23 protein-coding genes are annotated in these 26,259 nt (G+C 70.9%); 13 read left to right on the top strand and 10 right to left on the bottom strand.

Features of this window, described 5'->3' with window-relative positions:
- Positions 1-172 precede the first annotated feature (172 nt).
- The gene (locus ABIC29_RS12310; RefSeq protein WP_354245697.1) at positions 173-2,077 is read right to left on the bottom strand and encodes a phosphoenolpyruvate carboxykinase (GTP); all 1,905 of its coding nucleotides are present in this window, start codon (positions 2,075-2,077) and stop codon (positions 173-175) included.
- Positions 2,078-2,214: 137 nt separating this feature from the next.
- On the opposite strand from ABIC29_RS12310, the gene ABIC29_RS12305 reads away from it, so the two are divergent.
- The 3 genes from ABIC29_RS12305 to ABIC29_RS12295 all read left to right on the top strand — a co-directional run bounded on the left by ABIC29_RS12305 (position 2,215) and on the right by ABIC29_RS12295 (position 5,174).
- Complete coding sequence (locus ABIC29_RS12305; protein ID WP_116083472.1) at positions 2,215-3,657, top strand: helix-turn-helix domain-containing protein; 1,443 nt, start codon at positions 2,215-2,217, stop codon at positions 3,655-3,657.
- A 162-nt stretch (positions 3,658-3,819) separates the two neighbouring features.
- The gene (locus ABIC29_RS12300) at positions 3,820-4,161 is read left to right on the top strand and encodes a PadR family transcriptional regulator (protein WP_116083475.1); all 342 of its coding nucleotides are present in this window, start codon (positions 3,820-3,822) and stop codon (positions 4,159-4,161) included.
- Positions 4,158-5,174 carry a permease prefix domain 1-containing protein gene (locus tag ABIC29_RS12295; protein WP_354245693.1) on the top strand — a complete coding sequence of 339 codons (1,017 nt, stop codon included), beginning with the start codon at positions 4,158-4,160 and terminating at the stop codon, positions 5,172-5,174. Before ABIC29_RS12300 ends, ABIC29_RS12295 begins: the two co-directional genes overlap by 4 nt.
- Before the next feature lie 98 nt (positions 5,175-5,272).
- Here the strand turns inward: ABIC29_RS12295 and ABIC29_RS12290 are convergent, their stop codons facing one another.
- On the bottom strand, positions 5,273-6,064 hold the full coding sequence (locus ABIC29_RS12290) for an SDR family NAD(P)-dependent oxidoreductase (RefSeq protein ID WP_116083480.1): 792 nt from the start codon (positions 6,062-6,064) through the stop codon (positions 5,273-5,275).
- A 60-nt stretch (positions 6,065-6,124) separates the two neighbouring features.
- On the bottom strand, positions 6,125-7,300 hold the full coding sequence (locus tag ABIC29_RS12285; protein WP_354245690.1) for a thiolase family protein: 1,176 nt from the start codon (positions 7,298-7,300) through the stop codon (positions 6,125-6,127).
- Between the two features lie 92 nt (positions 7,301-7,392).
- Here ABIC29_RS12285 and ABIC29_RS12280 point away from each other — a divergent pair, with 92 nt between their 5' ends.
- Complete coding sequence (locus ABIC29_RS12280; RefSeq protein WP_354245687.1) at positions 7,393-9,456, top strand: zinc metalloprotease; 2,064 nt, start codon at positions 7,393-7,395, stop codon at positions 9,454-9,456.
- Positions 9,457-9,549: 93 nt separating this feature from the next.
- On the opposite strand, the gene ABIC29_RS12275 is transcribed toward ABIC29_RS12280, so the two are convergent.
- The 3 genes from ABIC29_RS12275 to ABIC29_RS12265 form a co-directional block, all read right to left on the bottom strand.
- On the bottom strand, positions 9,550-9,822 hold the full coding sequence (locus tag ABIC29_RS12275; protein WP_354245684.1) for a hypothetical protein: 273 nt from the start codon (positions 9,820-9,822) through the stop codon (positions 9,550-9,552).
- A 210-nt stretch (positions 9,823-10,032) separates the two neighbouring features.
- Complete coding sequence (locus ABIC29_RS12270) at positions 10,033-10,770, bottom strand: aspartate/glutamate racemase family protein (protein ID WP_354245682.1); 738 nt, start codon at positions 10,768-10,770, stop codon at positions 10,033-10,035.
- A 171-nt stretch (positions 10,771-10,941) separates the two neighbouring features.
- Positions 10,942-11,838 (bottom strand): helix-turn-helix transcriptional regulator, encoded by an 897-nt coding sequence (locus tag ABIC29_RS12265; RefSeq protein WP_354245680.1) that lies wholly within the window; start codon positions 11,836-11,838, stop codon positions 10,942-10,944.
- 147 nt (positions 11,839-11,985) lie between these two features.
- Between ABIC29_RS12265 and ABIC29_RS12260 the strand changes: the two genes are divergently transcribed.
- Both ABIC29_RS12260 and ABIC29_RS12255 read left to right on the top strand, forming a co-directional pair.
- Complete coding sequence (locus ABIC29_RS12260) at positions 11,986-12,822, top strand: SDR family oxidoreductase (protein WP_354245677.1); 837 nt, start codon at positions 11,986-11,988, stop codon at positions 12,820-12,822.
- A 27-nt stretch (positions 12,823-12,849) separates the two neighbouring features.
- Positions 12,850-13,830: an aldo/keto reductase gene (locus ABIC29_RS12255; RefSeq protein ID WP_354245674.1), complete on the top strand. Its 981-nt coding sequence runs from the start codon at positions 12,850-12,852 to the stop codon at positions 13,828-13,830.
- Positions 13,831-13,915: 85 nt separating this feature from the next.
- Here ABIC29_RS12255 and ABIC29_RS12250 read toward each other — a convergent pair whose 3' ends face one another.
- From ABIC29_RS12250 to ABIC29_RS12240, 3 genes are all read right to left on the bottom strand, one after another.
- On the bottom strand, positions 13,916-14,410 hold the full coding sequence (locus ABIC29_RS12250) for a P-loop nucleotide/nucleoside kinase family protein (protein ID WP_354245672.1): 495 nt from the start codon (positions 14,408-14,410) through the stop codon (positions 13,916-13,918).
- 350 nt (positions 14,411-14,760) lie between these two features.
- Positions 14,761-16,344: a glyceraldehyde-3-phosphate dehydrogenase gene (locus ABIC29_RS12245; RefSeq protein ID WP_502915481.1), complete on the bottom strand. Its 1,584-nt coding sequence runs from the start codon at positions 16,342-16,344 to the stop codon at positions 14,761-14,763.
- Positions 16,345-16,568: 224 nt separating this feature from the next.
- Positions 16,569-16,874 (bottom strand): hypothetical protein, encoded by a 306-nt coding sequence (locus ABIC29_RS12240; protein ID WP_116083497.1) that lies wholly within the window; start codon positions 16,872-16,874, stop codon positions 16,569-16,571.
- Positions 16,875-17,083: 209 nt separating this feature from the next.
- Between ABIC29_RS12240 and ABIC29_RS12235 the strand changes: the two genes are divergently transcribed.
- The 7 genes from ABIC29_RS12235 (at position 17,084) to hpaD (ending at position 25,520) form a co-directional block, all read left to right on the top strand.
- The gene (locus tag ABIC29_RS12235) at positions 17,084-18,754 is read left to right on the top strand and encodes a thiamine pyrophosphate-binding protein (protein WP_116083499.1); all 1,671 of its coding nucleotides are present in this window, start codon (positions 17,084-17,086) and stop codon (positions 18,752-18,754) included.
- A 140-nt stretch (positions 18,755-18,894) separates the two neighbouring features.
- Positions 18,895-19,680 (top strand): 2-oxo-hept-4-ene-1,7-dioate hydratase, encoded by a 786-nt coding sequence (gene hpaH / locus ABIC29_RS12230; protein ID WP_354245665.1) that lies wholly within the window; start codon positions 18,895-18,897, stop codon positions 19,678-19,680.
- On the top strand, positions 19,665-20,486 hold the full coding sequence (locus ABIC29_RS12225; RefSeq protein WP_116083502.1) for an aldolase/citrate lyase family protein: 822 nt from the start codon (positions 19,665-19,667) through the stop codon (positions 20,484-20,486). Before hpaH ends, ABIC29_RS12225 begins: the two co-directional genes overlap by 16 nt.
- A gap of 73 nt (positions 20,487-20,559) precedes the next feature.
- Positions 20,560-22,074 carry a fumarylacetoacetate hydrolase family protein gene (locus ABIC29_RS12220; RefSeq protein WP_116083505.1) on the top strand — a complete coding sequence of 505 codons (1,515 nt, stop codon included), beginning with the start codon at positions 20,560-20,562 and terminating at the stop codon, positions 22,072-22,074.
- Positions 22,071-22,745 carry a GntR family transcriptional regulator gene (locus ABIC29_RS12215; protein ID WP_116083507.1) on the top strand — a complete coding sequence of 225 codons (675 nt, stop codon included), beginning with the start codon at positions 22,071-22,073 and terminating at the stop codon, positions 22,743-22,745. Before ABIC29_RS12220 ends, ABIC29_RS12215 begins: the two co-directional genes overlap by 4 nt.
- A 98-nt stretch (positions 22,746-22,843) precedes the next feature.
- Positions 22,844-24,355, top strand: a complete 1,512-nt coding sequence (gene hpaE / locus ABIC29_RS12210; RefSeq protein WP_116083510.1) for a 5-carboxymethyl-2-hydroxymuconate semialdehyde dehydrogenase — start codon at positions 22,844-22,846, stop codon at positions 24,353-24,355.
- A 49-nt stretch (positions 24,356-24,404) separates the two neighbouring features.
- The gene (gene hpaD / locus ABIC29_RS12205; protein ID WP_354245658.1) at positions 24,405-25,520 is read left to right on the top strand and encodes a 3,4-dihydroxyphenylacetate 2,3-dioxygenase; all 1,116 of its coding nucleotides are present in this window, start codon (positions 24,405-24,407) and stop codon (positions 25,518-25,520) included.
- A 121-nt stretch (positions 25,521-25,641) separates the two neighbouring features.
- Here hpaD and ABIC29_RS12200 read toward each other — a convergent pair whose 3' ends face one another.
- Entirely contained in the window at positions 25,642-26,238 is a 597-nt protein-coding gene (locus ABIC29_RS12200) for an isochorismatase family protein (RefSeq protein ID WP_116083515.1), read from the bottom strand.
- Positions 26,239-26,259: the final 21 nt, after the last annotated feature.

Genomic DNA, 26,259 nt, shown 5'->3' with positions numbered 1-26,259 from the left:
GCACGGCAACGGCCGCCGAACGCGAAGGGCGGATGCCGCGGGCCGGCGCACCTTCCCGTGCACGCCGGCCCGCGGCATCCGCCCTTCGCGCGACGCCCTTCGCGCGACGCCCTCCGCGCGATGCCCTTCGCGCGACGATGCGCCCCGCACGCGGCGGGACGCATCGTCGTGGTCACGCCTGCCGGTGCTCGAGGTGGTACCGCAGGCTCGCGAGTTCGGCACGCAGGGCGGCCGGCACGCGGTCGCCGAACAGCTCGAAGTACTCCTCGGTCATGGCGCATTCAGCCAGCCACGAGTCGCGGTCGACGTCGAACAGGTGCTCGAGCGCCTCATCCGTGATGTCGAGTCCGTCGAGGTTCAGTGCACCGGATGCCGGCAGCAGGCCGATCGGCGTCTCCTCGACGTCGGCGGTGCCCTCGATGCGACCGACGATCCACTCGAGCACGCGGGCGTTCTCGCCGAACCCGGGCCAGAGGAACGAGCCGTCGGCGGCCTTGCGGAACCAGTTCACCTGGAAGATGCGCGGCGCGTTCGTGCCGAGCGTGCGCCCCATCTTGACCCAGTGGCTCCAGTAGTCGGCCATGTTGTAGCCGCAGAACGGGAGCATCGCGAACGGGTCGCGACGCAGCTCGCCGACGGTGCCCTCGGCGGCCGCGGTCTGCTCGGACGAGATGGTCGCACCCATGAAGACGCCGTGCTTCCAGCTGCGGGCCTCGGCGACGAGCGGCACGTTCGTCGCCCGGCGCCCGCCGAACAGGATCGCGTCGATCGGCACGCCGTCGTGCGCGTCCCAGTCGTCGGCGAGCTGCGGGCACTGGGCCGCGGCCACCGTGAAGCGCGAGTTCGGGTGCGCCGCGGGGCGACCGGATGCGGGCGTCCAGGGGTTGCCCTCCCAGTCGGTGAGCTCGGCCGGCGGGGTGTCGGTGAGCCCCTCCCACCAGACGTCGCCGTCGGGGCGGAGCGCCACGTTCGTGAAGATCGTGTTGCCCCAGAGGGTGTCGACCGCGGTCGGGTTCGTGGACGCGCCGGTTCCGGGCGCGACGCCGAAGAACCCGGCCTCGGGGTTGATCGCGTAGAGGCGGCCGTCGGCACCGGGGCGCATCCACGCGATGTCGTCGCCGATGGTCTCGACGCTCCATCCGGGGATCGTCGGCTGCAGCATGGCGAGGTTCGTCTTGCCGCACGCCGACGGGAACGCCGCCGCCACGTGGTAGATGCGGCCCTCGGGCGAGGTGATCTTGATGAGGAGCATGTGCTCGGCGAGCCAGCCCTCGTCACGCGCCATGACGCTCGCGATGCGCAGGGCGAAGCACTTCTTCGCGAGCAGGGCGTTGCCGCCGTAGCCCGAACCGTACGACCAGATCTCCCGCGAATCGGGGAACTGCACGATGTACTTCGTCTCGTTGCACGGCCAGTCGACCTCGGGCACGCGGTGGCCGACGCCGTCGACGAGCGGATGCCCGACGGAGTGCACGGTGCGCACCCACGGCTCGCCCGCCTCGATGAGGCGGTACACCTGCTCCCCCATGCGCGTCATGATGCCCATCGAGAGCACGACGTAGGGCGAGTCCGTGATCTCGACGCCGAGCTGGCTGATCGGTCCGCCGAGCGGGCCCATCGAGAACGGCACGACGTACATGGTGCGGCCCTTCATCGAGCCGTCGAAGACGTCGTCGAGTTCGCCGCGCATCGCCTTCGGGTCGCGCCAGTTGTTCGTGGGGCCGGCGTCCTCCTCGTACGTGGAGCAGATGAACGTGCGGTCCTCGACCCGGGCGACATCACGCGGGTCGGTTCGTGCGAGATAGCTGTTGGGACGCCACTCGGGGTTGAGCTTGATCAACTTGCCCTCGGCCACGAGCTGCCTGGTGAGCAGGTCGGCCTCGTGCTTGGACCCGTCGCACCAGACGATCTCGTCGGGCTTGGTGAGCGCGGCGACCTCGGCGACCCAGGCGCGCAGGTCGGCGTCGGTCGTGCCGTGCGCGGTCGCACGAGCGATCTGGTCGGCGGTCGGGGCGAGGTCGGTTGCGGATGCTTCGACGGATGCCTCGGTGCCGGGCGTGAACTCGGAGATGGTCATCGTCGTCCCTTCTGTGGTGCCGGAGCCGCTCGGCGGCGGTCCGGAATCGGTTCGTGTTTCCAGAATGCGCCGGATTGCGACATCCGCACGGCTGATTCAGGTGTTAAGAAGCGCTGTTCTTTCGATAGGCTTAAGGCATGAAGGCCGGAACCACCGATCTCGCGACCCTGGGTCAGCGCATCCGCCACTTCCGCGGCGAGCGCGGCATGACCCTCGACCAGGCCGGCGAGGCCGTCGGGCTCGCGGGGTCGCAGCTCTCGCTCATCGAGAACGGCAAGCGCGAGCCGAAGCTCTCCACGCTCGACGCGCTCGCGACGGCGTTCGGCGTCGGGCTCGAGGACCTGCTCGCCCGCGAGGCGCCGAGCCCCAGGGCTGCGCTCGAGCTCGAGCTCGGGCGCGCGCAGGCGAGCCCGCTCTACGCGAGCCTCGGGCTCCCCCCGATCCGCGCCGGAAGGGGCATCGGCGACGAGACGCTCGAGGCCATCGTCGGCCTCCACCGCGAGCTGCAGCGCCGCGCGAGCCAGGCCATCGCGACGCCGGAGGAGGCCCGTCGGGCCAACACCGACCTGCGCGAGCGCATGCGCGAACGCGCCAACCACCTGCCCGACATCGAGCAGCTCGCCGAGGAGCAGGTGCGCGCCGCCGGTCACCGCACGGGCGCGGTCACCCACCGCGAGGTGAGCGTCATGGCCGAGCGTCTCGGGTTCCAGCTCATCTACGTCAACGACCTGCCCGACTCGACGCGGTCGATCACCGACCTCTCGAACGGCCGCATCTACCTGCCGCCCGCGTCGATCCCCGGCGGGCACGGCCTGCGCTCGATGGCGCTGCAGGCCATGGCGCACCGACTGCTCGGCCACCAGCCGCCGGCCAGCTACGACGAGTTCCTCTGGCAGCGCCTCGAGATCAACTACTTCGCCGCGGCCTGCCTCATGCCCCGCGACGCCTCGGTCGCGTTCCTGCAGCAGGCCAAGAAAGAGAAGCGGCTGGCCATCGAGGACTTCCGCGATGCGTTCGGCGTCACGCACGAGGCCGCGGCGCTGCGGTTCACGAACCTCGGCACGACCTACCTCGACATGACCGTGCACTTCCTCCGCGTCGCCGGCGACGGCGCGCTGCTCAAGGGCTACGAGAACGACGGACTGCCCCTGCCCACCGACGTCACGGGCTCGATCGAGGGCCAGTGGGTGTGCAAGAAGTGGAGCGCGCGCACCGCGTTCGAGCACACGAACCGCACGACCGAGAACTACCAGTACACCGACACCCCGGCCGGAACGTTCTGGTGCGCCACGCAGACCGGGCGCACGGATGCCGCGGAGTTCTCGATCTCGGTGGGCGTGCCGTTCGCGCAGGCCAAGTGGTTCCGCGGCCGCGAGACCACGTTGCGCGCGGTCTCCACGTGCCCCGATGAGGCCTGCTGCCGCCGGGCGCCCGGGGAGCTCGCCGAGCGCTGGTCGGGCCGCGCGTGGCCGAGCGCACGCCTGCACGCGCATGTGCTCTCGCCCCTGCCCTCCGGCACGTTCCCCGGTGTCGACGACGCCGAGGTGTACGCGTTCCTCGAGGCGCACGCCGAGCAGTAGACGTTGCCGACGAGCCGTGGTGGGTCGTCGGGTCGTCGGGTCGTGCGCACGGCCCGATTCGTGGTGCGCCGACGCCGACGCCGAGTGCAAGCGGTGGCCGCGGCATCCGTCACGATGAAGTGACCGTTGCAATAGTGTGTGAAGCACAGTATCGTGTGACGCATGAACCCCGATGAGACGACCGTCGCGCATCTGCAGGAACTGCGCCGCGGCACCGTCGTGCTCGCGTGCCTCGTGCGCCTGCGCACCCCCGACTACGGGTACGCGCTGCTCGAGTCGCTGAACGGCCTCGGCATTCTCGTCGACGCGAACACGCTGTATCCCCTGCTCCGACGACTCGAGAAGCAGGGCCTGCTCACGAGCGAGTGGAACACCGACGAGGCCCGGCCCCGCAAGTTCTACCGCACGAGCCCCACCGGCGACGCCCTCGCGATCGCCCTCATGACCGACTGGCGACGCATCGACGACGCCCTCGGCGGACTCACCACAGGAGACGCATCATGACCGAGCTGACCGACCGCTACCTCTTCGCGGCCACGCGCAGCCTTCCCGCCTCGCAGCGCGATGACCTCTCGCGCGACCTCGCCGAGCGCGTCGCCGACACGATCGAAGCCCGCGTCGAATCGGGCGCCTCGACGCCCGAGACCGCCGAGCGCGACGCGCTCGTCGAGCTCGGCCACCCCGCGTCGCTCGCGGCGACCTACAGCGATCGCCCGCTCATGCTGATCGGGCCGCGCTACTTCCTCATCTGGAAGCGGCTGCTGCTGTTCCTCGAGTCGTTCGTGCCCGCGACGGTCGCCGCGGTGGCCGCGCTCGGCCTGCTGATCGCGGGCGGTGGGTGGGAGATCATCGGCGCTGCGATCGGCATCGGCATCAACGTCGCGGTGCAGCTCGCGTTCTGGACGACCGTCGTGTTCGCCCTGATCGAGCGATACGGCACGGGCACCGATGACGAGCTCGGCTGGACGCCCGAGCACCTTCCACAGCTGCCCGAGGTGCGGCGCCCGCACCGCCGCGCCGACCTCATCGCGAGCCTGGTCTGGCTCGTGATCGCCGCCGGGTTCCTCGTATGGCAGCAGTTCGGCATCGTGTGGGCCGATGGCGAGCGCACCTCGGTGCCGCTGCTTGCGCCAGACCTCTGGTCGTTCTGGCTGCCGTACCTGTTCGCGCTCATCGCGCTCGAGGCCGCCTTCGCGGTGTGGATCTACCGCAGCGACTGGAACTGGGCCAACGCCCTCGTCAACGTCGCGCTGAACGCCGCGTTCGCGATCCCCGTCGTCTGGCTCTTCGTCGAGGGGCGGCTGTTCAGCCCCGAGTTCCTCGCGATGGTCGAGCCGCACCTGGACGCCGATGCGGAGTGGGTGCTCTCGGTCCTCTTCGTCGCGGGCGTCATCGGGGTCTGCGCGTGGGATGCGATCGACGGCATCATCAAGGCCGCACGGGGCGGGGGCCGCGGCACGCTCGACTTCCCGGGCAACCGGAGCCCGCGCCCGGCCCAGCGCAGCACCGGGCGCTGAGCGCCTGCCTCCGAACCGGCACATGACGAGGGGCGGATGTCGCGGCATCCGCCCCTCGTCGTCCTCGCCGTCGTGCGTGGCGGGCGAGGCCGGACCCCCTACTTCGGCTGCATGCGGATCGCGCCGTCGAGGCGGATCGTCTCGCCGTTCAGCAGCGGGTTCTCGACGATGTGCCGCACGAGCGCCGCGTACTCGGCCGGCGTGCCCATGCGCGACGGATGCGGGATCTGCTCCTCGAGGGAGGCCTGCACCTCGGGCGGCATGCCGGCCATCATCGGCGTCTGCATGATGCCGGGCGCGATCGTCACGACCCTGATGAGCAGCTTCGAGAGGTCGCGGGCGAGCGGCAGGGTCATCGCCGCGACGCCGCCCTTCGACGCCGAGTAGGCGGCCTGGCCGATCTGTCCGTCGAACGCGGCGACCGACGCGGTGTTCACGATCACGCCGCGCTCGGCGGTCTCGGGCACCCCGGGCAGCGACTGCGCGGCGACGGGCTCGTTGGCCGCCATCGCGGCCGCCGCCAGCCGCGCGACGTTGAACGTGCCGATGAGGTTGATGCGGATGGTGCGCTCGAACGCGTCGAGCGCCAGCGGGCCGTCGCGCCCGACCGTGCGACCGGCGGTCGCGATGCCGGCGCAGCTCACGGCCACCCGGAGCGGCGCGCGCTCCAGCACGAGGTCGATCGCGGCCTGCACGGAGGCCGCGTCGGTGACGTCGGCCGGCGCGAAGCGCACGTTCGCACCCAGCTCGCTCGCGGTCTGCTCGCCCGGAGAGCCCGGGAGGTCGAGGATGACGACCTCGGCGCCGGCGGCGGCGAGCACGGCGGCCGTGCCGCGCCCGAGCCCCGAGGCGCCTCCGGTGACGATCGCGCCTGCGTCGGTCAGCTGCATGGATTCGGGTCCTTTCGTGGTGGGTCGGCTGCGCCGTGGTGGTCGGCTGGGCCGTGGTGGTCAGAAGCGTTCGATGATCGTGGCGTTGGCCATGCCGCCGCCCTCGCACATGGTCTGCAGGCCGTAGCGTCCGCCGGTGGCCTCGAGCTGGTTGACGAGGGTCGTGAGCAGGCGCGTGCCCGACGAGCCGAGCGCATGGCCGAGGGCGATGGCGCCGCCGCGCGGGTTCAGCTTCGCGGCATCCGCCCCGGTCTCGGCGAGCCAGGCGAGCGGAACCGACGCGAACGCCTCGTTGACCTCGTAGGCGTCGATGTCGTCGTGGCCGAGGCCGGCGCGGGCGAGGACGCGCTCGGTCGCCGGGATCACGCCGGTGAGCATGTAGAGCGGGTCGCTGCCGACGACGGCGAACGAGCGGAAGCGCGCCCGCGGTTCGAGGCCGAGCTTCTCGGCGGCGTCGGCGCTCATGATGAGCGCGGCCGAGGCTCCGTCGGTCAGCGGCGAGGAGTTGCCCGGCGTGATGCGCCACTCGAGGTCGGGGAAGCGCTCGGCGAGGGCGTCGGTGCGGAACGCCGCCGGCAGACCCGCGAGCCCATCGGCCGTGGTGCCGGGCCGCACCGTCTCGTCGGCGAGGCCGCTGACACCGGGCACCGGCGCGACCTCCGTCGCGAACGCCCCGGACTGCCCCGCAGCCGCGGCGAGCGCGTGCGAGCGAGCCGCGTACGCGTCGAGGGCGTCGCGGTCGAGGTTCCAGCGAGCGGCGATGAGCTCGGCCGAGACGCCCTGGTTCACGAGGCCGTCGGGGTAGCGCGCGGCGATGCGCGCGCCGAATGGGTCTGCACCCGCGGCGCTCGAGCCGAGCGGCACGCGGCTCATCGACTCGACGCCGCACGCGATGACGACGTCGGCCTGCCCGGCGAGCACCGCCTGCGCGGCGAAGGTCGCCGCCTGCTGGCTCGATCCGCACTGGCGGTCGATCGTCGTGCCGGGCACGTGCTCGGGGAACCCCGCGGCCAGCACGGCGTTGCGAGTGACGTTGTACGACTGCTCGGCGACCTGGCTGACGCATCCGCCGATGACGTCGTCGATGAGCGCCGGGTCGAGGTCGTTGCGGGTGACGAGCGTGTCGAGCACGCCCGCCAGCAGGTCGACGGGGTGCACGCCCGAGAGCATGCCGCCCGGCTTGCCCCTGCCCACCGGCGTGCGGATCACATCGACGATGACGGCTTCGGCGCTCATGCGTCCAAGCCTACGGCGGCGGGTGCCGCGCGCATCCCGAACTCAGGGCTGCTCCTGATTCAGCGGCCCGGCGCAGGCCTGAGGATCGGCCCATGACCAAGCCCACGAAACTCGCCGTGATCAGGGCCCGCCACGAGAGTGCCGCGCCCGCCGTCGACGACCGCCCCTTCATCGACCTCTTCATGGTCGGCCCGTCGTCGGTGCTCCGCTACTGGGAGGACACCACCCGCCGGCACCTCGACTTCGTCGACTCGGCGCTCATGCCCTGGGTCGTCGTGACACTGGGCGACGACGTCTCGCGCACCAGGCAGGCCGAGCTCGCGATCGATGCCTTGCGCGCGAAGTTCCCCGACCACGACCCGCTCGCAGGGTTCCAGGGCGTCGTCGTGCTCATGTACCCCGGCCGACGGCAGGTGCCGAACCCCAAGGCCGGACAACCGGGCGAACCCGCGACCGTGAACCAGGACTTCGACGCCGGCGCGACGACGGTGCGCGGGTTCCCGGTGGCCGTGATCTCGGCGGCCACGGGCGACCACACGTTCATGACCCACGAGGTGGGGCACGTGCTCGGCTTCGACCATAGCTACGGGCTGCTGAACAACGGCGCCGACTGGGATGCGAACGACGCGACCGTGATCGTCGACCCCGTGTACGGCTCGCCGTTCGACCTCATGTCGTCCGGCGCGTTCGGCGGGCGGTGGCTCGGCACGGGTCCGCGCTGGCGGTCGACGCCGACGCGCAGCATCCCCGCGGTCGCCGGCTGGCCGTTCGCCGGCGCGTTCGGCTCGGCCGGGCCGAACCTCTCCCGAGCGCACCTGCACCTGGAGTTGCCCGACGCGCTGGCCGGTTCGGTCGTCGAGCGGCCCTTCCCGTCGAACGGCTCGGTCTCGCTGCGGCTGCGCAGCGCGTCGGCGGATGTCGCGCGCCAGGGTTCGGGCCGCCAGCCGACGTTGCTCGTGCTGCACCCCGCGGGCGAGCCGGCGAACGGCGTCGGCCGCGTCTACGTCGAGTTCCGCACCGCGGTCGGCTGGGATGCGGGCCTCGACCCCGTCGGCCCCGACCTCGGTCGCGAGGGCATCGTGGTGCATTCGCTGACGGATGTCCCCGGCACGGGTCCGCGCATCTGGTACCGCGGCGTCGTGCCGCTCAACTCGATCGACGCCGACGTGGCGGTCGACTCGAGCAACCTCACCGTCACGATCGTCGGCGTGGATCCCGACCGGACGTGGGTCGACCTGCGCGTCTCGAACGGGCCGGCGAACCGCACGGCGACCGTGGCGTCGCGCCTGCGCAACGAGGACACGCTCGGCGTCGTCGGCACCGAGACGACCGAGCAGACGCCGTGCGGCGACACGGTTCGCCGCGGCACGTATGCGACCTCCACGCTCGAGATCTTCACGGTCTCGACGGTCGGCTTCGGCGGGATCGGGCAGCCCGCCGCGACCGCGCCGACGGCGACCTGGACGGTCGGCGGCGTACCGGTGCCGAGTGGGAACGGCGTCGTGCAGGTGCCGTTCGACGGCTCCACGTTCGCGGTCGACACGACGGTCGACCCGGTCACGTTCGAGCTCGGGCTGACCTCGCCGGGTGGCATCCGCTTGGACGCCGACGTGGTCTGCACCGTCACCGACCAGGGCGGTGCGGCCATCGGGCAGACGCGCTTCGAGGCAGAGGGCTGGTTCGAGGGGTACAACGGCGACGACTTCCCGAAGGTCATCGCCTGCTGGACCCGCCGCATCAAGGACCTGGACATCCGCGTGAAGCCCGGGGAGTTCGAGAAGCCGACCCCCGATCCGAAGTTCGACCCGCGCGACATCACGCGCCTGCAGATCGAGTTCGGCGACGCGGTCGTGCTCGAGCGCGCCGAGGAGCTCCAGCGGGCAGAGGAGCTCCAGCGGGCAGAGACCCTGAAGGTCGCCGAGGGACTGCGGATCGCCGAGCAGCTGAAGGCGGCCGAGTCGCTGAAGGCCGCCGAGACCCTCGAGGTCACCGAGCGTCTTCGGGTCGCCGAGCAGGCCAGGCTCACCGAGCAGGTTCGGCTCACCGAGCAGGTTCGGCTCGCCGAGCAGGTTCAGGCGGCAACGCGCCTCGACGCGACGACGATCTCGACGGTCGGCAGCCTGAAGCGCGCGAACCTGCGGGTCTTCGACCGCTGAACCCGGGCGAGCGGATGCCGCGGCGAACGTCGGCCCGCGGCATCCGCTCACCGTCGTGGGTTCACCGGGACCGGCAGCGTCGCGGACCGGACCTCAGAGGTTGCGGCGTGCGTCCGGGTCGTCTGCGAGCTGGTCCGCCTGGCGCGCCACCGCCTCCTGCTCGGCCTCGCTCAGCGGCGGGAGGCCGACCTCGTCGGCCGGAATGCCCGCATACGGGTCGGCCCCGGGGAACTCCTGGCTGAAGGAACCCGCGACGACTCCCCCGGGGGGAACCTCGTCGCCCGCGGCGCCCAACAGCGTCTCTTCACCAGGAGCCTGCTGCGGGACGTCGTCTCCGAGGTGCTTCCGATGCCACTCGCCGCTCATGTTCACTCCCCCTTGTACACACGGTCCCGCACCGATCATCATCGAGACGATGATGCGTGGGCGACGCCTGAGATCGCCGGCTTCATCCACGGAGGTGTGGATGAAGTCTAGGACGTCCGACCCCGATCGCGGGCTCTCGGAAACGTCGGTCGGCCAGGTTGCCGCCAGCGGATCCACCAGTGCCGTTCGGGGTCCACGTCGTTCAGGCCATCAGATGAAGCCGTCGTATGAGCGCCTGACGACGCCCGAGTGAATCCAGTCGATCAGCGTGACGAAGTCCCACACCGGCCGGCCGGTGGCATCCTGAATCTGCTTGGCGTATGGAGGCATGTCACTGCATTCGAGCAGCAGGGCGCCGATCTCAGGGTGGTCGGTCACCAGCCGCACCGCAGTGCCGACCACCTCGTCGCGCACTTGGTCGAGGTCCATCCAGCCCTGATCCTCGAGGATCGCGCCGCGGAACCCGGGACAGTGCTCCATGCCGGCCACGACGATCGGCGCGTCCCCGCGGATGCCCACCGCCGCCAGCATCCGCTGATCGAGACTGCTCTGCTTCGCGCAGAGGATGCCCAGCCGCTGCTGGGGCGCCAGCGCGCCGAGCACCATCGGAACCTGACACAGGCTGGACAGGAACACCGGGACCGGCAGTGCCTCGGCGAGCTCGCGTTGGAAGCGGGCGAAGTATCCGCACGCCCCCACGATCGCGCGACAGCCATCGCGGACCAGCTCTCGTGCGGCGGCGAGGATGGGTTCGAGCAGAGTCGGGTCGCCACCGATGAGTCGGGGGCTGTCGGCGCCCTCGACGACCTTGAACCGGACCGGGTAGCTGTACGTCGACGCATTCGCGACGTTGCCGGGGATGATGGGATATCCGGTGTTCAGCAGCAGAATTCCCACGGCGTGCCCGGCCATCATCGCAGCGGCGGGCTGGTGGATGATCGCGCCCATGCTGCTCCTCACCTTGCGTCGAACCTTGACGAATGAAGCCTGACTCACCGTAGTACGTGCGCCCGTTCGCCAACCGCCCACGCGACATCGGCTGTCGCGGGAGCGGACCGGCGTGCGCTGCGATCGAGGACGTGCTGTAGCCGGCTGTCCGCCGGCATCTGCCTTCGCGAATCAGCTCAGATTGCGTCCCGCGTCGGCGGCAGCCTCCGTGGGAGTTCTGTTCGACTCGGCCCAGTTGGCCAGGAGCTGAAGGCCGTCGGCAGAGGCGGAGCCCGGCTCGGCCGAGAAGACGAGCATCTGCAGGCCGCGATCGGAGGCCAGATCCATGCTCTGGTAGGTGAGATCGAGGTCGCCGACGATCGGGTGGTGGATGCTCTTCAGGCCGGTGCGATGCTCACGCACGTCGTGGGCGCCCCAGAGCATGCGGAAGAGGTCGCTGCGGGTCGAGAGTTCGCCGACGAGGTCGCTGAGCTGCCGGTCGTAGGGTGAGCGGCCGGCTTCGGCGCGAAGGATGGCGACGATCTGGCGGGTGTTGCTCTCCCAATCCTGGTAGAAGGTCTGGGCCCGCGGGTCGAGGAAGACGAATCGTGCAGCGTTCACCGGTGGGCGGGCGCCGTCGAACATCTCGGAGAAGAGCGCGAGCCCGAGCTTGTTCGTGGCGATGGCGTCGAGGCGGCCGTTCTGCACGAACACCGGGACCGTGGACATCGCGTCGATGGTCTGCTGCATGCCCGCGGTCAACTGAGTCTTTCGACTCTGCCGGCGTCGTCGGGGGTGTGCGCCGGCGTTCGCGGTGCGGATCAGCTCAGAGAGGTGGGAGTGCTCCGCCTCGTTGAGCTGCAGGGCGCGGCTGACGCCGTCGATGACCCCTTCGGAGACACCGGTGGCGTTGCCGCGCTCGAGGCGCTTGTAGTACTCGGCGCTCATGCCGGCGAGCAGGGCGACCTCTTCGCGGCGGAGCCCGGGCACCCGGCGGCGGCCGCCGTAGTCCGGGAGGCCAGCCTGTTCGAGGCTGAGCTTCGCCCGGCGCGAGGTCAGGAACTCGCTCAGGTCGCCGTGGATGTCCATGCCTCGACGGTACGCCGATCCGCCGCCGGTAGAGGGTCCCTGCTGGTGCACCCGTAGCTGGAGCCACGCTGACTCACGCGTCGACGGGTTGACTCGAAACACAAGTCGGCCGAACCGCCGGCAACGATCTTCACGGAGGCATCACCCATGAGCAACGTTTGGTTCATCACCGGAGCCGGCCGCGGCCTCGGCATCGACATCGCCCAGTCCGCCCTCGCCGCCGGCCACCAGGTCGTCGCGACCGGCCGCGACCCCAAGAAGGTGCTCGACGCGATCGGCGAACACGAGAACCTCCTGACCGTCGCCCTCGACATCACCGACCAGGACGCCGCGGACGCTGCAGCTCAGGCCGCCGTAGACCGGTTCGGCCGCATCGACGTGCTCGTGAACAACGCGGGCAACTTCTACGCCGGCTACTTCGAGAACACCAGCCCGAAGCAGCTCCGGGCTCAGATGGAGACGAACTTCTTCGGCCCGACCAACGTCACCCGCGCCATCCTCCCGATCATGCGCAAGCAGCGCTCCGGTCAGGTCATCACCGTGACGAGCGCCGCCGGCCTGATCGGCCAGGAGTTCGTCGCCGCCTACGCCGCATCGAAGTTCGCCCTCGAAGGGTGGATGGAGTCGCTTCGCTACGACGTCGAGCGCTTCGGCATCAAGACCATGGCTGTCGAGCCTGGCTTCTTCCGTACCGAGCTGCTGGTCGAGCGCTCATCGACCATCTGGCCCGAGCTGGACGTCGAAGACTATGCCGAACTGACCGCACAGACGATCGAGGCGTGGAAGGGCATGAACGGCCGTCAAGGCGGCGACCCGAAGAAGCTCGGCCGCGCGCTCGTCAGCCTCTCCGACTCCGGTGGTCTGCCACTGCGGTTCCTGGCCGGCGCCGACGTGATGGCGGGCGAAGAGGAGAACCTCGCCACCATCCAAGGCCAGATCGACGCCCACCGCGAGCTGTCCGCATCGCTCGGCTTCGACGCCTGAGCGCCCAACCCGAGAAGAAGGACCAACATGAAGAACGCGCGTCTCGGAAGCCTCGAGGTCTCCCGCATCGGGCTCGGTGCCATGACCATGGCCGGTACGTACACAACTGGCGGCGGCCTCGACGACGACGAGTCGATCCGCACCATCCACCGCGCCCTGGATCTCGGCGTGACCCACCTCGACACCGCCGAGGTCTACGGCCCCTTCCACAGCGAAGAGGTCGTCGGCCGAGCCATCAAGGGCCGCCGCGACCAGGTGAAGGTAGCCACGAAGTTCGGGCTCGTCTCGCATTCGGGGGCGGAAGGACGGATCATCGACAGCTCCGCCACGAACGTGAAGGCGGCCGTCGAGGGATCGCTGCGGAGACTCGGCACCGACCACATCGACCTCTACTACCAGCACCGGGTCGATCAGGGCACGCCCATCGAGGAGACGGCAGGCGCCGTGGCCGAGCTGATCGCCGAGGGGAAGGTGCTGCACTTCGGTCTCTCCGAGGCATCGCCCGAGACCATCCGTCGCGCTCACGCCGTGCACCCGGTCTCGGCGCTGCAGACCGAGTACTCGCTGTGGACGAGAGACGTCGAGGCCGAGATCCTGCCGCTGCTCCGCGAGCTCGGGATCGGGTTCGTCCCATATGCCCCGCTCGGCCACGGGCTGCTCACCGGGCAGCTGCGTTCGGCGGCCGACATCCCCGAGGGAGACTGGCGAAAGACCAACCCGCGGTTCATCGCCGAGAACTTCGACCGCAACCTCGCGATCGTGGACGAAGTTCGAGCCATCGGCGCCGAGATCGGCGCCACCCCGGCGCAGACCGCGCTCGCCTGGATCCTCACCCGCGGCGACGACGTCGCCCCCATCCCCGGTACCCGACGGGTCTCCCGAGTGGAGGAGAACACCGCGGCCGACGCCGTGCAGCTGAGCCCCACGCAGATCGACCGCCTCAGCGTCCTCGAGACCGCAGCCGGCGAACGGCACGACGAAGCGAACATGGCCTCGATCGATCGCTGACCGCCGCAGACCCGTGGCCGAGAGACACGCCCGAGTTCAACACCATGTCGGAATCTGGCGAGGCGTCACGCCCGTCGGGCGTCACTCATGACTCTGCGGACGAGCTGACCACCACGAGCGGTCCCTCCTCGGCCGTCGGCGGCTCGAACCTCTCGAAGTATTCAGTCGCCGTCTGCTCGGTGAGCGGCCAATCATCCGCCCACCTGCCGTGTCGATGACCGACTCGGCTCAGGATGGTCTCAAGGCTCGTCGCGATGTAGATCGTCTCCGGAACGATGCCCTGGGGTGCGAGCAGTGCGCGGAACTCATCGCGTTGTCGCCGGAACCAGAATCCGAAGTCGAGCACGACATCGTTCCCCGCGGCGACATGGCGCAGCAAGCGCGCCTTCAGGTCTGCAGCCACCTCGGCGGCCACTTCGGCCGAGGGCATCGTCGTGATTCCGCGATCCCAGAACTCCATCTCGAACGACAGACGAGTCCAGCCCTCCCGTTCCAGGCGCTTTGCGTACGTCGTCTTTCCTGCACCACCTGGCCCGCACATCATCACGACGCGGGGCCCGAGAGCCGTGTTCACTGCCACGGGGCCGAGGGTACGCTCCGCCAACGACCTTGAGACCTGCAATGCATCGGCCGGCGGCGTCCAGTGACCGGTCGCGCAGGGGTCGAACGCCGATCGTCAACGGAACTCGACGGGCCCGGCGAATGATGAGGTGCCCGTTTACCCGGCCCGGTGCGAACGCCCGCGGGGCCTGACTGCAACGGCACGGTCAGCATGCTCATCGACTCGTCATGGCCGATCGCGTGCAACTCGTCGACCTCGCCACCGAGGCCGGCATCGTGGTCACGGCGACGAGGGCGCCCTGCGTGACCCGAACGGATGCCGCGCGCCGAACCCTGGCCCGCGGCATCCGTCGTGCTGCACGGCGTGCGTCAGCCCGCGACGAGTTCACCCTCGGCGAGCGCCATCACGTCGTCGGACGCGGACGACGCCGCGGACGACGACGACTCGAGCACGACGGGCTCGCGCGGGGGCAGCACGACGGGGTGGGTGCCCGCCATCGCCTCGATGACGCGCACGACCTGGCACGAGTAGCCGTACTCGTTGTCGTACCAGACGTAGAGCACGGCGTCGGTGCCGTCGGCGATCGTCGCGAGACCGTCGACGATGCCCGCACGGCTCGAACCCACGAAGTCGCTCGAGACGACCTCGGCCGACTCGATGTAGTCGACCTGCTGGCGCATCGGCGAGGTGAGCGAGACCTGCCGCAGGTAGCGGTTGATCTCGTCCTTGGAGGCCGGCCGTTCGAGCTGCAGGTTCAGGATCGCGAGCGACACGTCGGGCGTCGGTACGCGGATCGCGCTGCCCGTGAGCTTGCCGGCGAACGACGGCAGCGCCTTGGCGACGGCCTTCGCGGCGCCGGTCTCGGTGATGACCATGTTGAGGGCGGCGGACCGGCCCCTGCGGTCGCCCGCGTGGAAGTTGTCGATCAGGTTCTGGTCGTTCGTGAACGAGTGCACGGTCTCGACGTGTCCGCGCACGACGCCGTAGGCGTCTTCGACGGCCTTCAGCACGGGCGTGATCGCGTTCGTCGTGCACGACGCGGCCGAGAGGATGCGGTCGGATGCCTCGATGTCGCCGTCGTTGATGCCGTGCACGATGTTCTTGATCGCCCCCTTGCCGGGCGCCGTGAGCAGCACGCGTGCGACCCCGGTCGACCGCAGGTGCTGCGAGAGCCCCTCCTCGTCGCGCCACCGGCCGGTGTTGTCCACCACGATCGCGTCATGGATGCCGTAGGCGGTGTAGTCGATCGCCGCCGGGTCGTTCGCGTGGATCACCTGGATCAGCGTGCCGTTCGCGAGGATCGTGTTCGCCTCCTCGTCGACCTCGATGGTGCCGGCGAACGGACCGTGCACCGAATCGCGGCGCAGCAGGCTCGCGCGCTTCACGAGGTCGTTCGCCGAGCCCTTGCGCACGACGATCGCCCGCAGGCGCAGGCCCGTGGCGTCGCCGGCGTGGGCGACGAGGATGCGGGCGAGCAGGCGTCCGATGCGCCCGAAGCCGTAGAGCACGACATCGGTGCCCTCGCGCGGCGGGCGTGCGGCACCGTCGGCGGTGTCGGGCACGAGCACGGGAGCGAGTTCGGCGCGCAGGAAGTCGGCCAGCGGCATCCGCTCGCCTGCGTTCGCGTCGCCGAGGACGCCCGGCGCGCCGGATGCCGCGTACCGCGCCACGAGGCGTGCGACGTCGACGGATGCCGGACCGGGGCCGATCTCGCGCAGCGCCTCGAGCACGCGCATGGTGTCGGCCGGGTCGAGCTCCTCGTCGCCGGCCTGGCGCGCGAAGCGGTGCGCCTTCAGCAGCTCGATCGGCGACCGGTTGATCAGGCGGCGGCCGTGGATCGAGGTCACCACCCCGTGCTCGCGGTAGAGGCCGCCGATGAGCGGGATCATCCGCTCGGCGAGCTCCTCACGGGCGATCCATCTGGCACGGCTGGCGTCGAAATCGTGGCTCACGGTCATCCTTCTCGGCCGCGAGAGCGCACGGGGCGTCGTCATCGACCAGGGTCAGGCGCGGCCGCGCGAGCGGGTGGGCAGCATCGGCCACGGGTTCACTTCGGGGGATGCCTCGATCGTACGGATTTCCGGCTGCGCGTGCGCTGTACGGTGTGTCGCTCGCGGCGTGCAGGAACCGACGCGTCGGTGAACGTCGACGCGTCAGCGTCAGCGGCAGCGGCCGGTCAGGCGGACGCGACGAAATCGGCGAAGCGGATGTCATAGGCGGCGACGCGCTGCGGCACGCCCTCGAATGCGGCGGCGCGGCCGGGCGAGGCCAGGTACGTCGCCTCGAGCGCGAGGAACGCCTCCTGGTCGCCCTCGGCGCTCACGGCCCAGACGAACTCGTTCGATTCGCGGATGCCGTAGGCGAACTCGATCGCGAAGCCCGCGGCGGGCCTGACCACCGGCATGGTGGACTCCCACCAGGCGACGAAGGCGTCGTACTCTCCGTCGACGAGCGTGTAGCGGCGCAGCTGGATGGTCTTCACCCGACCATCCTGCCCCACGACGCCGCCACGACGCATGGGCGATGACCCCGCGAGACGTCACGGGCGCCGACTGCGCGCCGGGTCGTATACTCGACCTGTCCAGGCGCAAGAGCGCGCCGGTGCTCGCAAAAGGGGCACGAAGCCGGCCCACCGGGTCGACGAGACACATACGGAATCCGCATCCGTTCATCGTCTCGAAGGACTTCGTCATGCCCACGACCACCACCGTCTCCGCTCACGTCGCGGCCGCGCTCGCCACCCACCTCGACCATGTCTTCGGGGTCATGGGCAACGGCAACGCGTACTTCCTCGATGCGCTCGAACGTGCGACCGAGGTCCGCTTCACGGCGGTGCGCCACGAGGCCGGCGGCGTCGTCGCGGCCGACGCCCACTTCCGCGCCTCCGGTCGCATCGCCGCGGCGACGGCGACCTACGGCGCCGGGTTCACGAACACGCTCACGGCCCTCGCCGAGGCCGCACAGGCGCACGTGCCGCTCGTGCTCGTCGTCGGCGACGAGCCGACGTCTGGCCCGCGCCCGTGGGACGTCGACCAGATCGCGCTGGCCTCTGCGGTGGGTGCCCGCACGTACACGGTCGGTCGAACGGATGCCGCGGCCACGACGATCCTCGCCATCGAGCACGCGCTCTCCTACCGGGTGCCCGTCGTGCTCGCGATCCCCTACGACGTGGCCGTGCTCGACGCGGGTGCCGTGCAGCCGGCACCCGAGCTGCGCCTGCCGACGCCGCTCGCGCCGCGGGGACCGTTCGCGACCGGGGTCGTCGCCGACATCGCGGCGGCGCTCGCCGGCGCGAGCCGGCCGTTCCTGCTCGCGGGCCGCGGCGCGTGGCTGGCCGACGCCGGCGCCGCGTTGGGCGAGCTCGCCGAGGCGACGGGCGCGGTCACCGCCTCCACCGCGCTCGGGCGCGGCGTCTTCCCCGACGAGCGCTACGACCTCGGCGTCACGGGCGGGTTCGGCGCCGAGGGCGCGATGGAACTCGTGCGCGACGCCGACGTGGCGGTCGTGTTCGGCGCCTCGCTGAACCAGTTCACGATGCGCTTCGGCGACCTGTTCGCGCCGGGCGCCAGGGTCTTCCAGGTCGACATCGCGGCGGCCTCGACGCATCCGCACGTCGGCGGGTTCGTGCGCGGCGACGCGGGCGTGGTCGCCCGTGCGATCGTCGACGAGCTCGACGCCCTGGATGTCGAGGCGTCGGGGTGGCGCGAGAGCGTCGACCTCGCCGTGCTGCGCGAGCAGCCCGCGGTCGACCGTGCCGACGGCCTCGCCGAGGACGGGCGCCTCGACCCTCGTGCGGTCGCGCGGCGCATCGGCGAGCTGCTGCCGGAGGATCGCGTCGTCGTCTCCGATGGCGGGCACTTCATCGGCTGGGCGAACATGTACTGGCCTGTGGCCTCTCCCGACCGCATGATCATGGTCGGCACGGCGTTCCAGTCGATCGGGCTCGGGTTCGCGAGCGTCCCGGGGGCGGCTGCGGCCAGGCCCGAGTCGACGATCGTGCTCACCACGGGCGACGGCGGCGGGCTCATGGCGCTCGCCGACCTCGAGTCGGCCGTGCGCACCGCGGCCGGCCGGGGCATCGCCGTGGTCTGGAACGACGCCGCGTACGGCGCGGAGGTCAACCTGTACGGGCTCAAGGGCCTCGCACGTGAGCCCATGCTCATCCCCGAGGTCGACTTCGCCGGGCTCGCGGCGGCGGTCGGTGCCGAGGGCGTCGTGGTCCGCGGGCTCGCCGACCTCGATGCGCTCGCCCGCTGGCGAGAGCGCCCGGCCGACGAGCGCCCGTTCCTGCTGCTCGACTGCCGCATCTCGGGCACGGTCGTCGCTCCGTACCAGGAGGAGATCATCCGCGTGAACAGCTGAGCGGATGCCGCGGGCGGCCGACGTGCCGTGCGGCGCGTGCTCGCGAGCGGCCGCCACGCGCGCGGGCATCGGACGCGTCGAGTGCGCGACATCCGCGGATCGTATACGATCTAATCGAACCCCGACGAAGTGGAGTCGACGTGCTCGAACCATCCCGCATCGCCGCGATCGCCGACGAACTGCTCGTCGCCGATCGCGAGCGATCCGTCGTGCCGCTGCTCACGGCACGCCATCCCGGCATGGGCGTCGACGACGCCTACGCCGTGCAGAAGCTCTGGGCCGACCGCCGCACGGCCGCCGGCGCCCGCCGCGTCGGCCGCAAGATCGGGCTCACCTCGAAGGTCATGCAGGTCGCGACCGGCATCACCGAGCCCGACTACGGCGTGATCCTCGACGACATGGTCATCGAGTCCGGCGCCACCGTCGAGTTCGACCGGTTCTCGAACGTGCGCATCGAGGTCGAGCTCGCGTTCGTGCTCGCCAAGCCGCTGCAGGGTCCGGATGTCACGATCTTCGACGTCCTCGACGCCACGGCCTACGTCGTGCCGGCCCTCGAGATCCTGAATTCGCACATCGAGATGCAGGGCCGCACGATCGTCGACACCATCAGCGACAACGCCGCGATGGGGGCGATGGTCGTCGGCGGCCGCCCGGTGAAGGTCGACGACCTCGACCTTCGATGGGTGTCGGCGCTGCTGTACCGCAACCAGGTCATCGAGGAGTCCGGCGTCGCCGCGGCCGTGCTCGGCCATCCGGCGATGGGCGTCGCCTGGCTCGCGAACAAGCTCGCCCAGCACGACCAGTCGCTCGAGGCCGGCGAGATCATCCTCGCGGGGTCGTTCACGCGGCCCATGTGGGTCGAACGCGGCGACACCGTGCACGCCGACTATCGCGAACTGGGAGCCGTGACATGCCGATTCGAGTGACGCTGCCCCCCACGCTCGGCGCCCGCATCGCGGCATCCGATCGCCCGCTCGTCGGCGCCTGGTCGTGCGCCGGCAGCGCGACCAACGCCGAGATCGTCGCCGGGTCGGGCCTCGACGTCGTGCTCATCGACGTCGAGCACTCGCCCGCCGACCTCGAGTCGGTGCTCGCCCAGCTGCACGCGGTGGCCGCGTATCCGGTCGCGCCGCTCGTGCGTCCGCCGTTCGGCGACACCGTCACGATCAAGCGCTTCCTCGACCTCGGCGTGCAGAACCTGCTCGTGCCGATGGTCGACACCGCCGAGCAGGCCGCCGAGATCGTTCGCGCCGTGCGGTACCCGCCGCTCGGCGTCCGCGGGGTCGGGAGCGCCCTCGCCCGCTCGTCGCGATGGAACCGCGTCGAGGGCTACCTCGCCGACGCGACCACGACCATCTCGTTGTTCGTGCAGGTCGAATCGGCGACCGCCGCCGCGAACGTCGACGAGATCCTCGCGGTCGACGGCGTCGACGGCGTCTTCTTCGGCCCGTCCGACCTCGCCGCGTCGATGGGCCTGCTCGGGCAGCAGGAGCACCCCGAGGTCGTCGCGGCCGTGCTCGCGGGCATCGCGGCCGCGGGCCTCGCGGGCAAGCCGGCCGCCGTGAACGCGTTCGGCCACGAGGCCGCCGACCGGTACCTCGCCGCGGGCGCGTCGCTCGTGATCGTCGGAGCGGATGTCGCGCTGCTCGCCCGCGGAACCGAGGCGCTCGCCGCCCGGTTCATCCCGCAGCCGGCGACGGACGCCGCAGGCGAACCCCGCGCCTCCTACTGATCGGCCTCCACCTCGGGGTTGCCGATCCCTCGAGATCGTATATCATTTCAGATATCAGCAGACGAGGATGTCCATGACCGCCATCACCACGCCAGGCAAGATCATCGCCGTGCACCTCAACTACCCGTCGCGCGCCGCCCAGCGCGGGCGCACCCCGGCGCAGCCGAGCTACTTCCTGAAGCCCGCCTCCTCGCTCGCCCCCAGCGGGGCCGCGCTCGAGCGGCCGGCCGGCACCGAGCTGCTCGCGTTCGAGGGCGAGATCGCGATCATCATCGGCGAGCCGGCGCGCCGGGTCTCCCCCACCGACGGCTGGTCGCACGTGGCCGCCGTCACCGCCGCGAACGACTTCGGGCTCTACGACCTGCGGGCCGCCGACAAGGGCTCCAACGTGCGCTCCAAGGGCGGCGACGGCTTCACGCCGCTCGGCCCCGTCGCGATCCCGGTCGACGGCATCGGCGAGCGCGACTGGCGCGTGCGCACCTGGGTCAACGGCGAACTCGTCCAGTCCGACACGAGCGACACCCTGCTCTTCTCGTTCGGCCGGCTCGTCGCCGACCTCTCGCAGCTCATGACCCTCGAGACCGGCGACGTCATCCTCACCGGCACGCCCGCCGGGTCGTCGGTCGTGCTGCCCGGCGACGTCGTCGAGGTCGAGGTCGACGCACCGCGGGCGCCGGGCGCGCCCACCACCGGACGACTGGCGACGACCGTCACGCAGGGCGAGGCGCCGTTCGGCGACTTCGGCACGGGCCCCGCCGTCGACGACCTCCAGCGCGTCGAGGCGTGGGGGTCCGAGGCCGAGCTCGCCGCCGCGGTCGCGGCGGGCCGGGCCGGCGCATCGGATGCCGCAGGCGGCGCGCCCGCGGCATCCGCCCAGCCCTTCGAGCTCACCGACGAGCTGCGCACCGCGATCGACGGAGTCGCCGTCGCGACGCTCTCGGTCGTGCTGCGCAAGCGCGGCTACCACGACGTGTTCATCGAGGGTGTTCATGCGAACCGACCGGGCCGCCGCATCGTCGGTCTGGCGAAGACGCTGCGCTTCGTGCCGTTCCGGCCCGACCTGTTCGCGACGCACGGCGGCGGATTCAACGCCCAGAAGCTCGCGTTCGACACCGTGGCGCCCGGCGAGGTGCTCGTGATCGAGGCCCGCGGCGAGCGCGGCACCGGAACGGTCGGCGACGTGCTCGCCCTCCGCGCCCAGGTGCGCGGCGCCGCCGGCATCGTGACCGACGGCGGCGTCCGCGACTTCGACGCGGTCGCCGGATTCGAGATCCCCGTCTTCTCGCAGGGGCCGCACCCGTCGGTGCTCGGCCGGCGGCACGTGCCGTGGGAGGTCGACGTGACGATCGCATGCGGCGGCGCGGCGGTGCAGCCCGGCGACGTCATCGTGGGCGACGGGGACGGCGTCGTCGTCATCCCGCCGCACCTCGTCGAGGAGGTCGTCGCCGAGGCCGTCGCGCAGGAGGCCGAGGAGGCGTGGGTCGCCGAGCAGGTCGCCGGCGGGGCATCCGTCGACGGGCTGTTCCCCATGAACGCCGCATGGCGCAAGCGCTACGAGGCCGACCGCGACGAAGGCGGCGAGCGATGAGCGCCGAGAGCAAGTCCCAACGCGCCTACCGCTTCGTGCGCGACCGCATCGACGACGGTCGCTACGTTCCGGGATTCCGCCTCGTGCTCGGCCAGATCGCCGGCGAGCTCGACATGAGCGTCGTGCCCGTGCGCGAGGCGATCCGCCTGCTCGAGGCCGAGGGCCTCGTGACGTTCGAGCGCAACGTCGGCGCCCAGGTCGCCCTCATCGAGGAGACCGAGTACCTGCACACCATGCAGACCCTCGCGCTCGTCGAGGGCGCAGCGACCGCGCTCTCCGCCCCGACGCTGATGCCCGACCACGTGCGCCGCGCCCGCGAGATCAACGAGCGCATGCGTCGCACCCTCGATGACTTCGAACCGCACCGCTTCACCGAGCTGAACCTCGAGTTCCACGCGGTGCTGTTCGAGGAGTGCCCGAACCCGCACATCCTCGACCTCGTGCACCGGGGCTGGAACCGCATGCGGGTGCTGCGCGACTCGTCGTTCAGCTTCGTGCCCGGCCGGGCGCGCGAGTCCGTCGCCGAGCACGAGCGGATCCTCGAGCTCATCGAGGCGGGCGCCGATCCGCTCGACATCGAGCTCGCCGCCCGCGCCCACCGCACCGCCACGCTCGACGCGGTGCTCGCCTACCAGTCCGGCCTCAAGCATCCGCAGGCCGCGAACGCCTGACGCGGGCGCATCCGGAAGCTCACCGGCTACGCCGCACCCAGCCCAGAACGCCGCACCCAGCCCAGAACGCCTCACCCAGCTCAGAACGGAAGACCGCCATGACCCACCACGTCCCCGAGGGGCTGCCCGATCGCATCCGCCACTTCATCGACGGCCGGTTCGTCGACTCGGTCGGAGGCGAGACGTTCGACGTGCTCGACCCCGTGTCGAACGAGACCTACGTGCAGGCCGCCGCCGGCCAGCAGGCCGACATCGACCTCGCCGTCGCCGCGGCGAAGCGCGCGTTCGCCGAGGGACCGTGGCCGAGACTGCTGCCCCGCCAGCGCTCGCGCGTGCTGCACCGCGTCGCCGACCTCGTCGAGGCGAGCGATGCGCGCCTGGCCGAACTCGAGACCTTCGACACCGGCCTGCCGATCACGCAGGCGCTCGGGCAGGCGCAGCGCGCCGCCGAGAACTTCCGGTTCTTCGCCGACCTGATCGTGGCCCAGGCCGATGACACCTACAAGGTGCCCGGCCGCCAGGTGAACTACGTCAACCGCAAGCCGATCGGCGTCGCGGGGCTCATCACACCTTGGAACACCCCGTTCATGCTCGAGTCGTGGAAGCTCGCCCCCGCCCTCGCCACCGGCAATACCGTCGTGCTGAAGCCCGCCGAGTTCACGCCCCTCTCGGCGTCGCTCTGGGCCGAGATCTTCCGCGAGGCCGGGGTGCCCGACGGCGTCTTCAACCTCGTGAACGGCCTCGGCGAGGAGGCGGGCGACGCGCTCGTCAAGCACCCCGACGTGCCGCTCATCTCCTTCACCGGCGAGAGCCGCACCGGCCAGATCATCTTCGCCAACGCAGCCCCGTTCCTGAAGGGCCTCTCCATGGAACTCGGCGGCAAGTCGCCCGCCGTCGTCTTCGCCGACGCCGACCTCGAGGCCGCGCTCGACGCGACCGTGTTCGGGGTCTTCTCGCTGAACGGCGAGCGCTGCACCGCCGGATCCCGCGTGCTCGTCGAACGGCCGATCTACGACGACTTCGTCGCCCGCTACGCCGAACGTGCGAAGAACATCGTCGTCGGCGACCCCCACGACCCGAAGACCGAGGTCGGCGCGCTCGTGCACCCCGAGCACTACGAGAAGGTCATGTCCTACGTCGAGATCGGCAAGTCCGAGGGCCGCCTCGTCGCCGGCGGCGGCCGCCCCGAGGGCCTCGAGACCGGCAACTACGTCGCCCCCACGGTGTTCGCGGATGTCGCACCCGACGCCCGCATCTTCCAGGAGGAGATCTTCGGCCCGGTCGTCGCGATCACCCCGTTCGACACGGATGCCGAGGCGCTCGCCCTCGCGAACGACACCCGCTACGGCCTCGCCGCCTACATCTGGACGAACGACCTCACGCGAGCCCACACATTCTCGCAGGCGGTCGAGGCCGGCATGGTGTGGCTCAACTCCAACAACGTGCGCGACCTGCGAACGCCGTTCGGCGGGGTCAAGGCGTCCGGCCTCGGCCACGAGGGCGGCTACCGCTCCATCGACTTCTACACCGACCAGCAGGCCGTGCACATCACGCTCGCCACGGCGCACTCGCCGCGCTTCGGCGTCGCACCGGCCGCACCGCCCGCGTAACCGATCCGGCCGCCCCGAGACATCCGCTCAACGAAGAGAAGGCACCACCATGACCGAACCCGTCGTCACCGACCTGAACCCGATCCCCGCGCCCGCGAACCGCATCCCGACGCCGACCTCGCCCGCGCCCGACATCGTGCGCTGCGCCTACATGGAGCTCATCGTCACCGACCTCGCCGCGAGCCGCGCGTTCTACGTCGACGTGCTCGACCTCGTCGTCACCGAGGAGGACGACGAGGCCGTCTACCTGCGCTCGTTCGAGGAGTTCATCCACCACAATATCGTGCTGCGCAAGGGCCCGGTCGCCGCGGTCGCCGCCTTCAGCTACCGCGTGCGCACGCCGGAGGACCTCGACAGGGCGGTCGCCTTCTACGAGGAACTCGGATGCCGCGTCGAACGCAACCCCGAGGGCTACACCCGCGGCATCGGCGACTCGGTTCGTGTCGAGGACCCGCTCGGCTTCCCCTACGAGTTCTTCCACGAGGTCGAGCACGTCGAGCGCCTCGCGTGGCGCTACGACCTGCAGACCCCCGGATGCCTCGTGCGCCTCGACCACTTCAACCAGGTCACTCCCGACGTGCCGCGCGCGGTCGCCTACATGGAGGACCTCGGCTTCCGCGTGACCGAGGACATCCAGGATGCCGAGGGCACCACGTACGCCGCGTGGATGCGCCGCAAGCCCACCGTGCACGACACCGCCATGACCGGTGGCGACGGCCCCCGCATGCACCATGTCGCGTTCGCGACGCACGAGAAGCACAACATCATCGCGATCTGCGACAAGCTCGGCGCGCTGCGACTCAGCGACCGCATCGAGCGCGGGCCGGGCCGCCACGGCGTCTCGAACGCCTTCTACCTCTACCTGCGCGACCCCGACGGCCACCGCATCGAGATCTACACGCAGGACTACTGGACCGGCGACCCCGACAACCCCGTCGTCACCTGGGACGTGCACGACAACCAGCGCCGCGACTGGTGGGGCAACCCCGTCGTGCCGTCGTGGTACACCGAGGCGTCGCTCGTGCTCGACCTCGACGGGCAGCCGAAGCCGCTCGTCTCGCGCACCGACGACTCCGAGATGGAGGTCACGATCGGCGCCGACGGCTTCTCGTACACGCGCACCGGCGACCAGGAGCAGGGCTTCAAGCTCGGGCACACGCTGTAAGGGTGCCGGCGGTCTCGCGCTCGCCTGGCAGGAGGAGATCGTCGCGAGCGGAGGATGATTCCGTCGATCCAGGCCTCCGCTCGGCGCCTCCCGAGACGGGCGGATGCCGCGCGCGGCCGCCTCAGCCCTGCGCGGGTTCGCCCGCCGCGACGATCTCGGCGCCCGCGTGCCCGAGCTCGGCGAGTGCGGCGGCCGACGACTCGGCGGCGACCCCGGCCACGAGGTCGGTGAGCACGCGCACGTGCTGTCCGTGCTCGAGGGCGTCGAGGGCGCTCGCGCGCACGCAGTAGTCGGTCGCGATGCCGACCACGTCGACGTCGGTGATGCCGTGCGACGCGAGCACCTCGCCGATGGTCGCGCCCGCGTCATCCGTGCCCTCGAAGATCGAGTAGGCGGGCACGCCCTGGCCCTTGCGGATGTGCACGTCGACCGCGTCGGCCGCGAGCGCCTGGTGGTACTCGGCCCCCTCGGTGCCCGCGACGCAGTGCGACGGCCAGGTGTCGACGAAGTCGGGCTCGGCCTCGGTGGCGAAGTGGCCGCCGTTGTCGTTCTCGCCCGAGTGCCAGTCGCGGGATGCCACGACGAGCGCGTAGTCGTCGCGGTGCGCCTCGAGGTGGCGGGTGATGCCCTCGGCGACCGCGGCTCCCCCTTCGACGCCGAGCGCACCGCCCTCGGTGAAGTCGTTCTGCACGTCGATGATGAACAGGGCCCGGGTCATGACTGCCTCCTCCGTCTGCAC

It is taken from the genome of Agromyces sp. PvR057 (assembly GCF_040547485.1).
Classification (GTDB): domain Bacteria; phylum Actinomycetota; class Actinomycetes; order Actinomycetales; family Microbacteriaceae; genus Agromyces.
The sequence above is the reverse complement of the archived record's forward strand: the minus strand, read 5'-3'. Positions and strand labels throughout refer to the sequence as shown.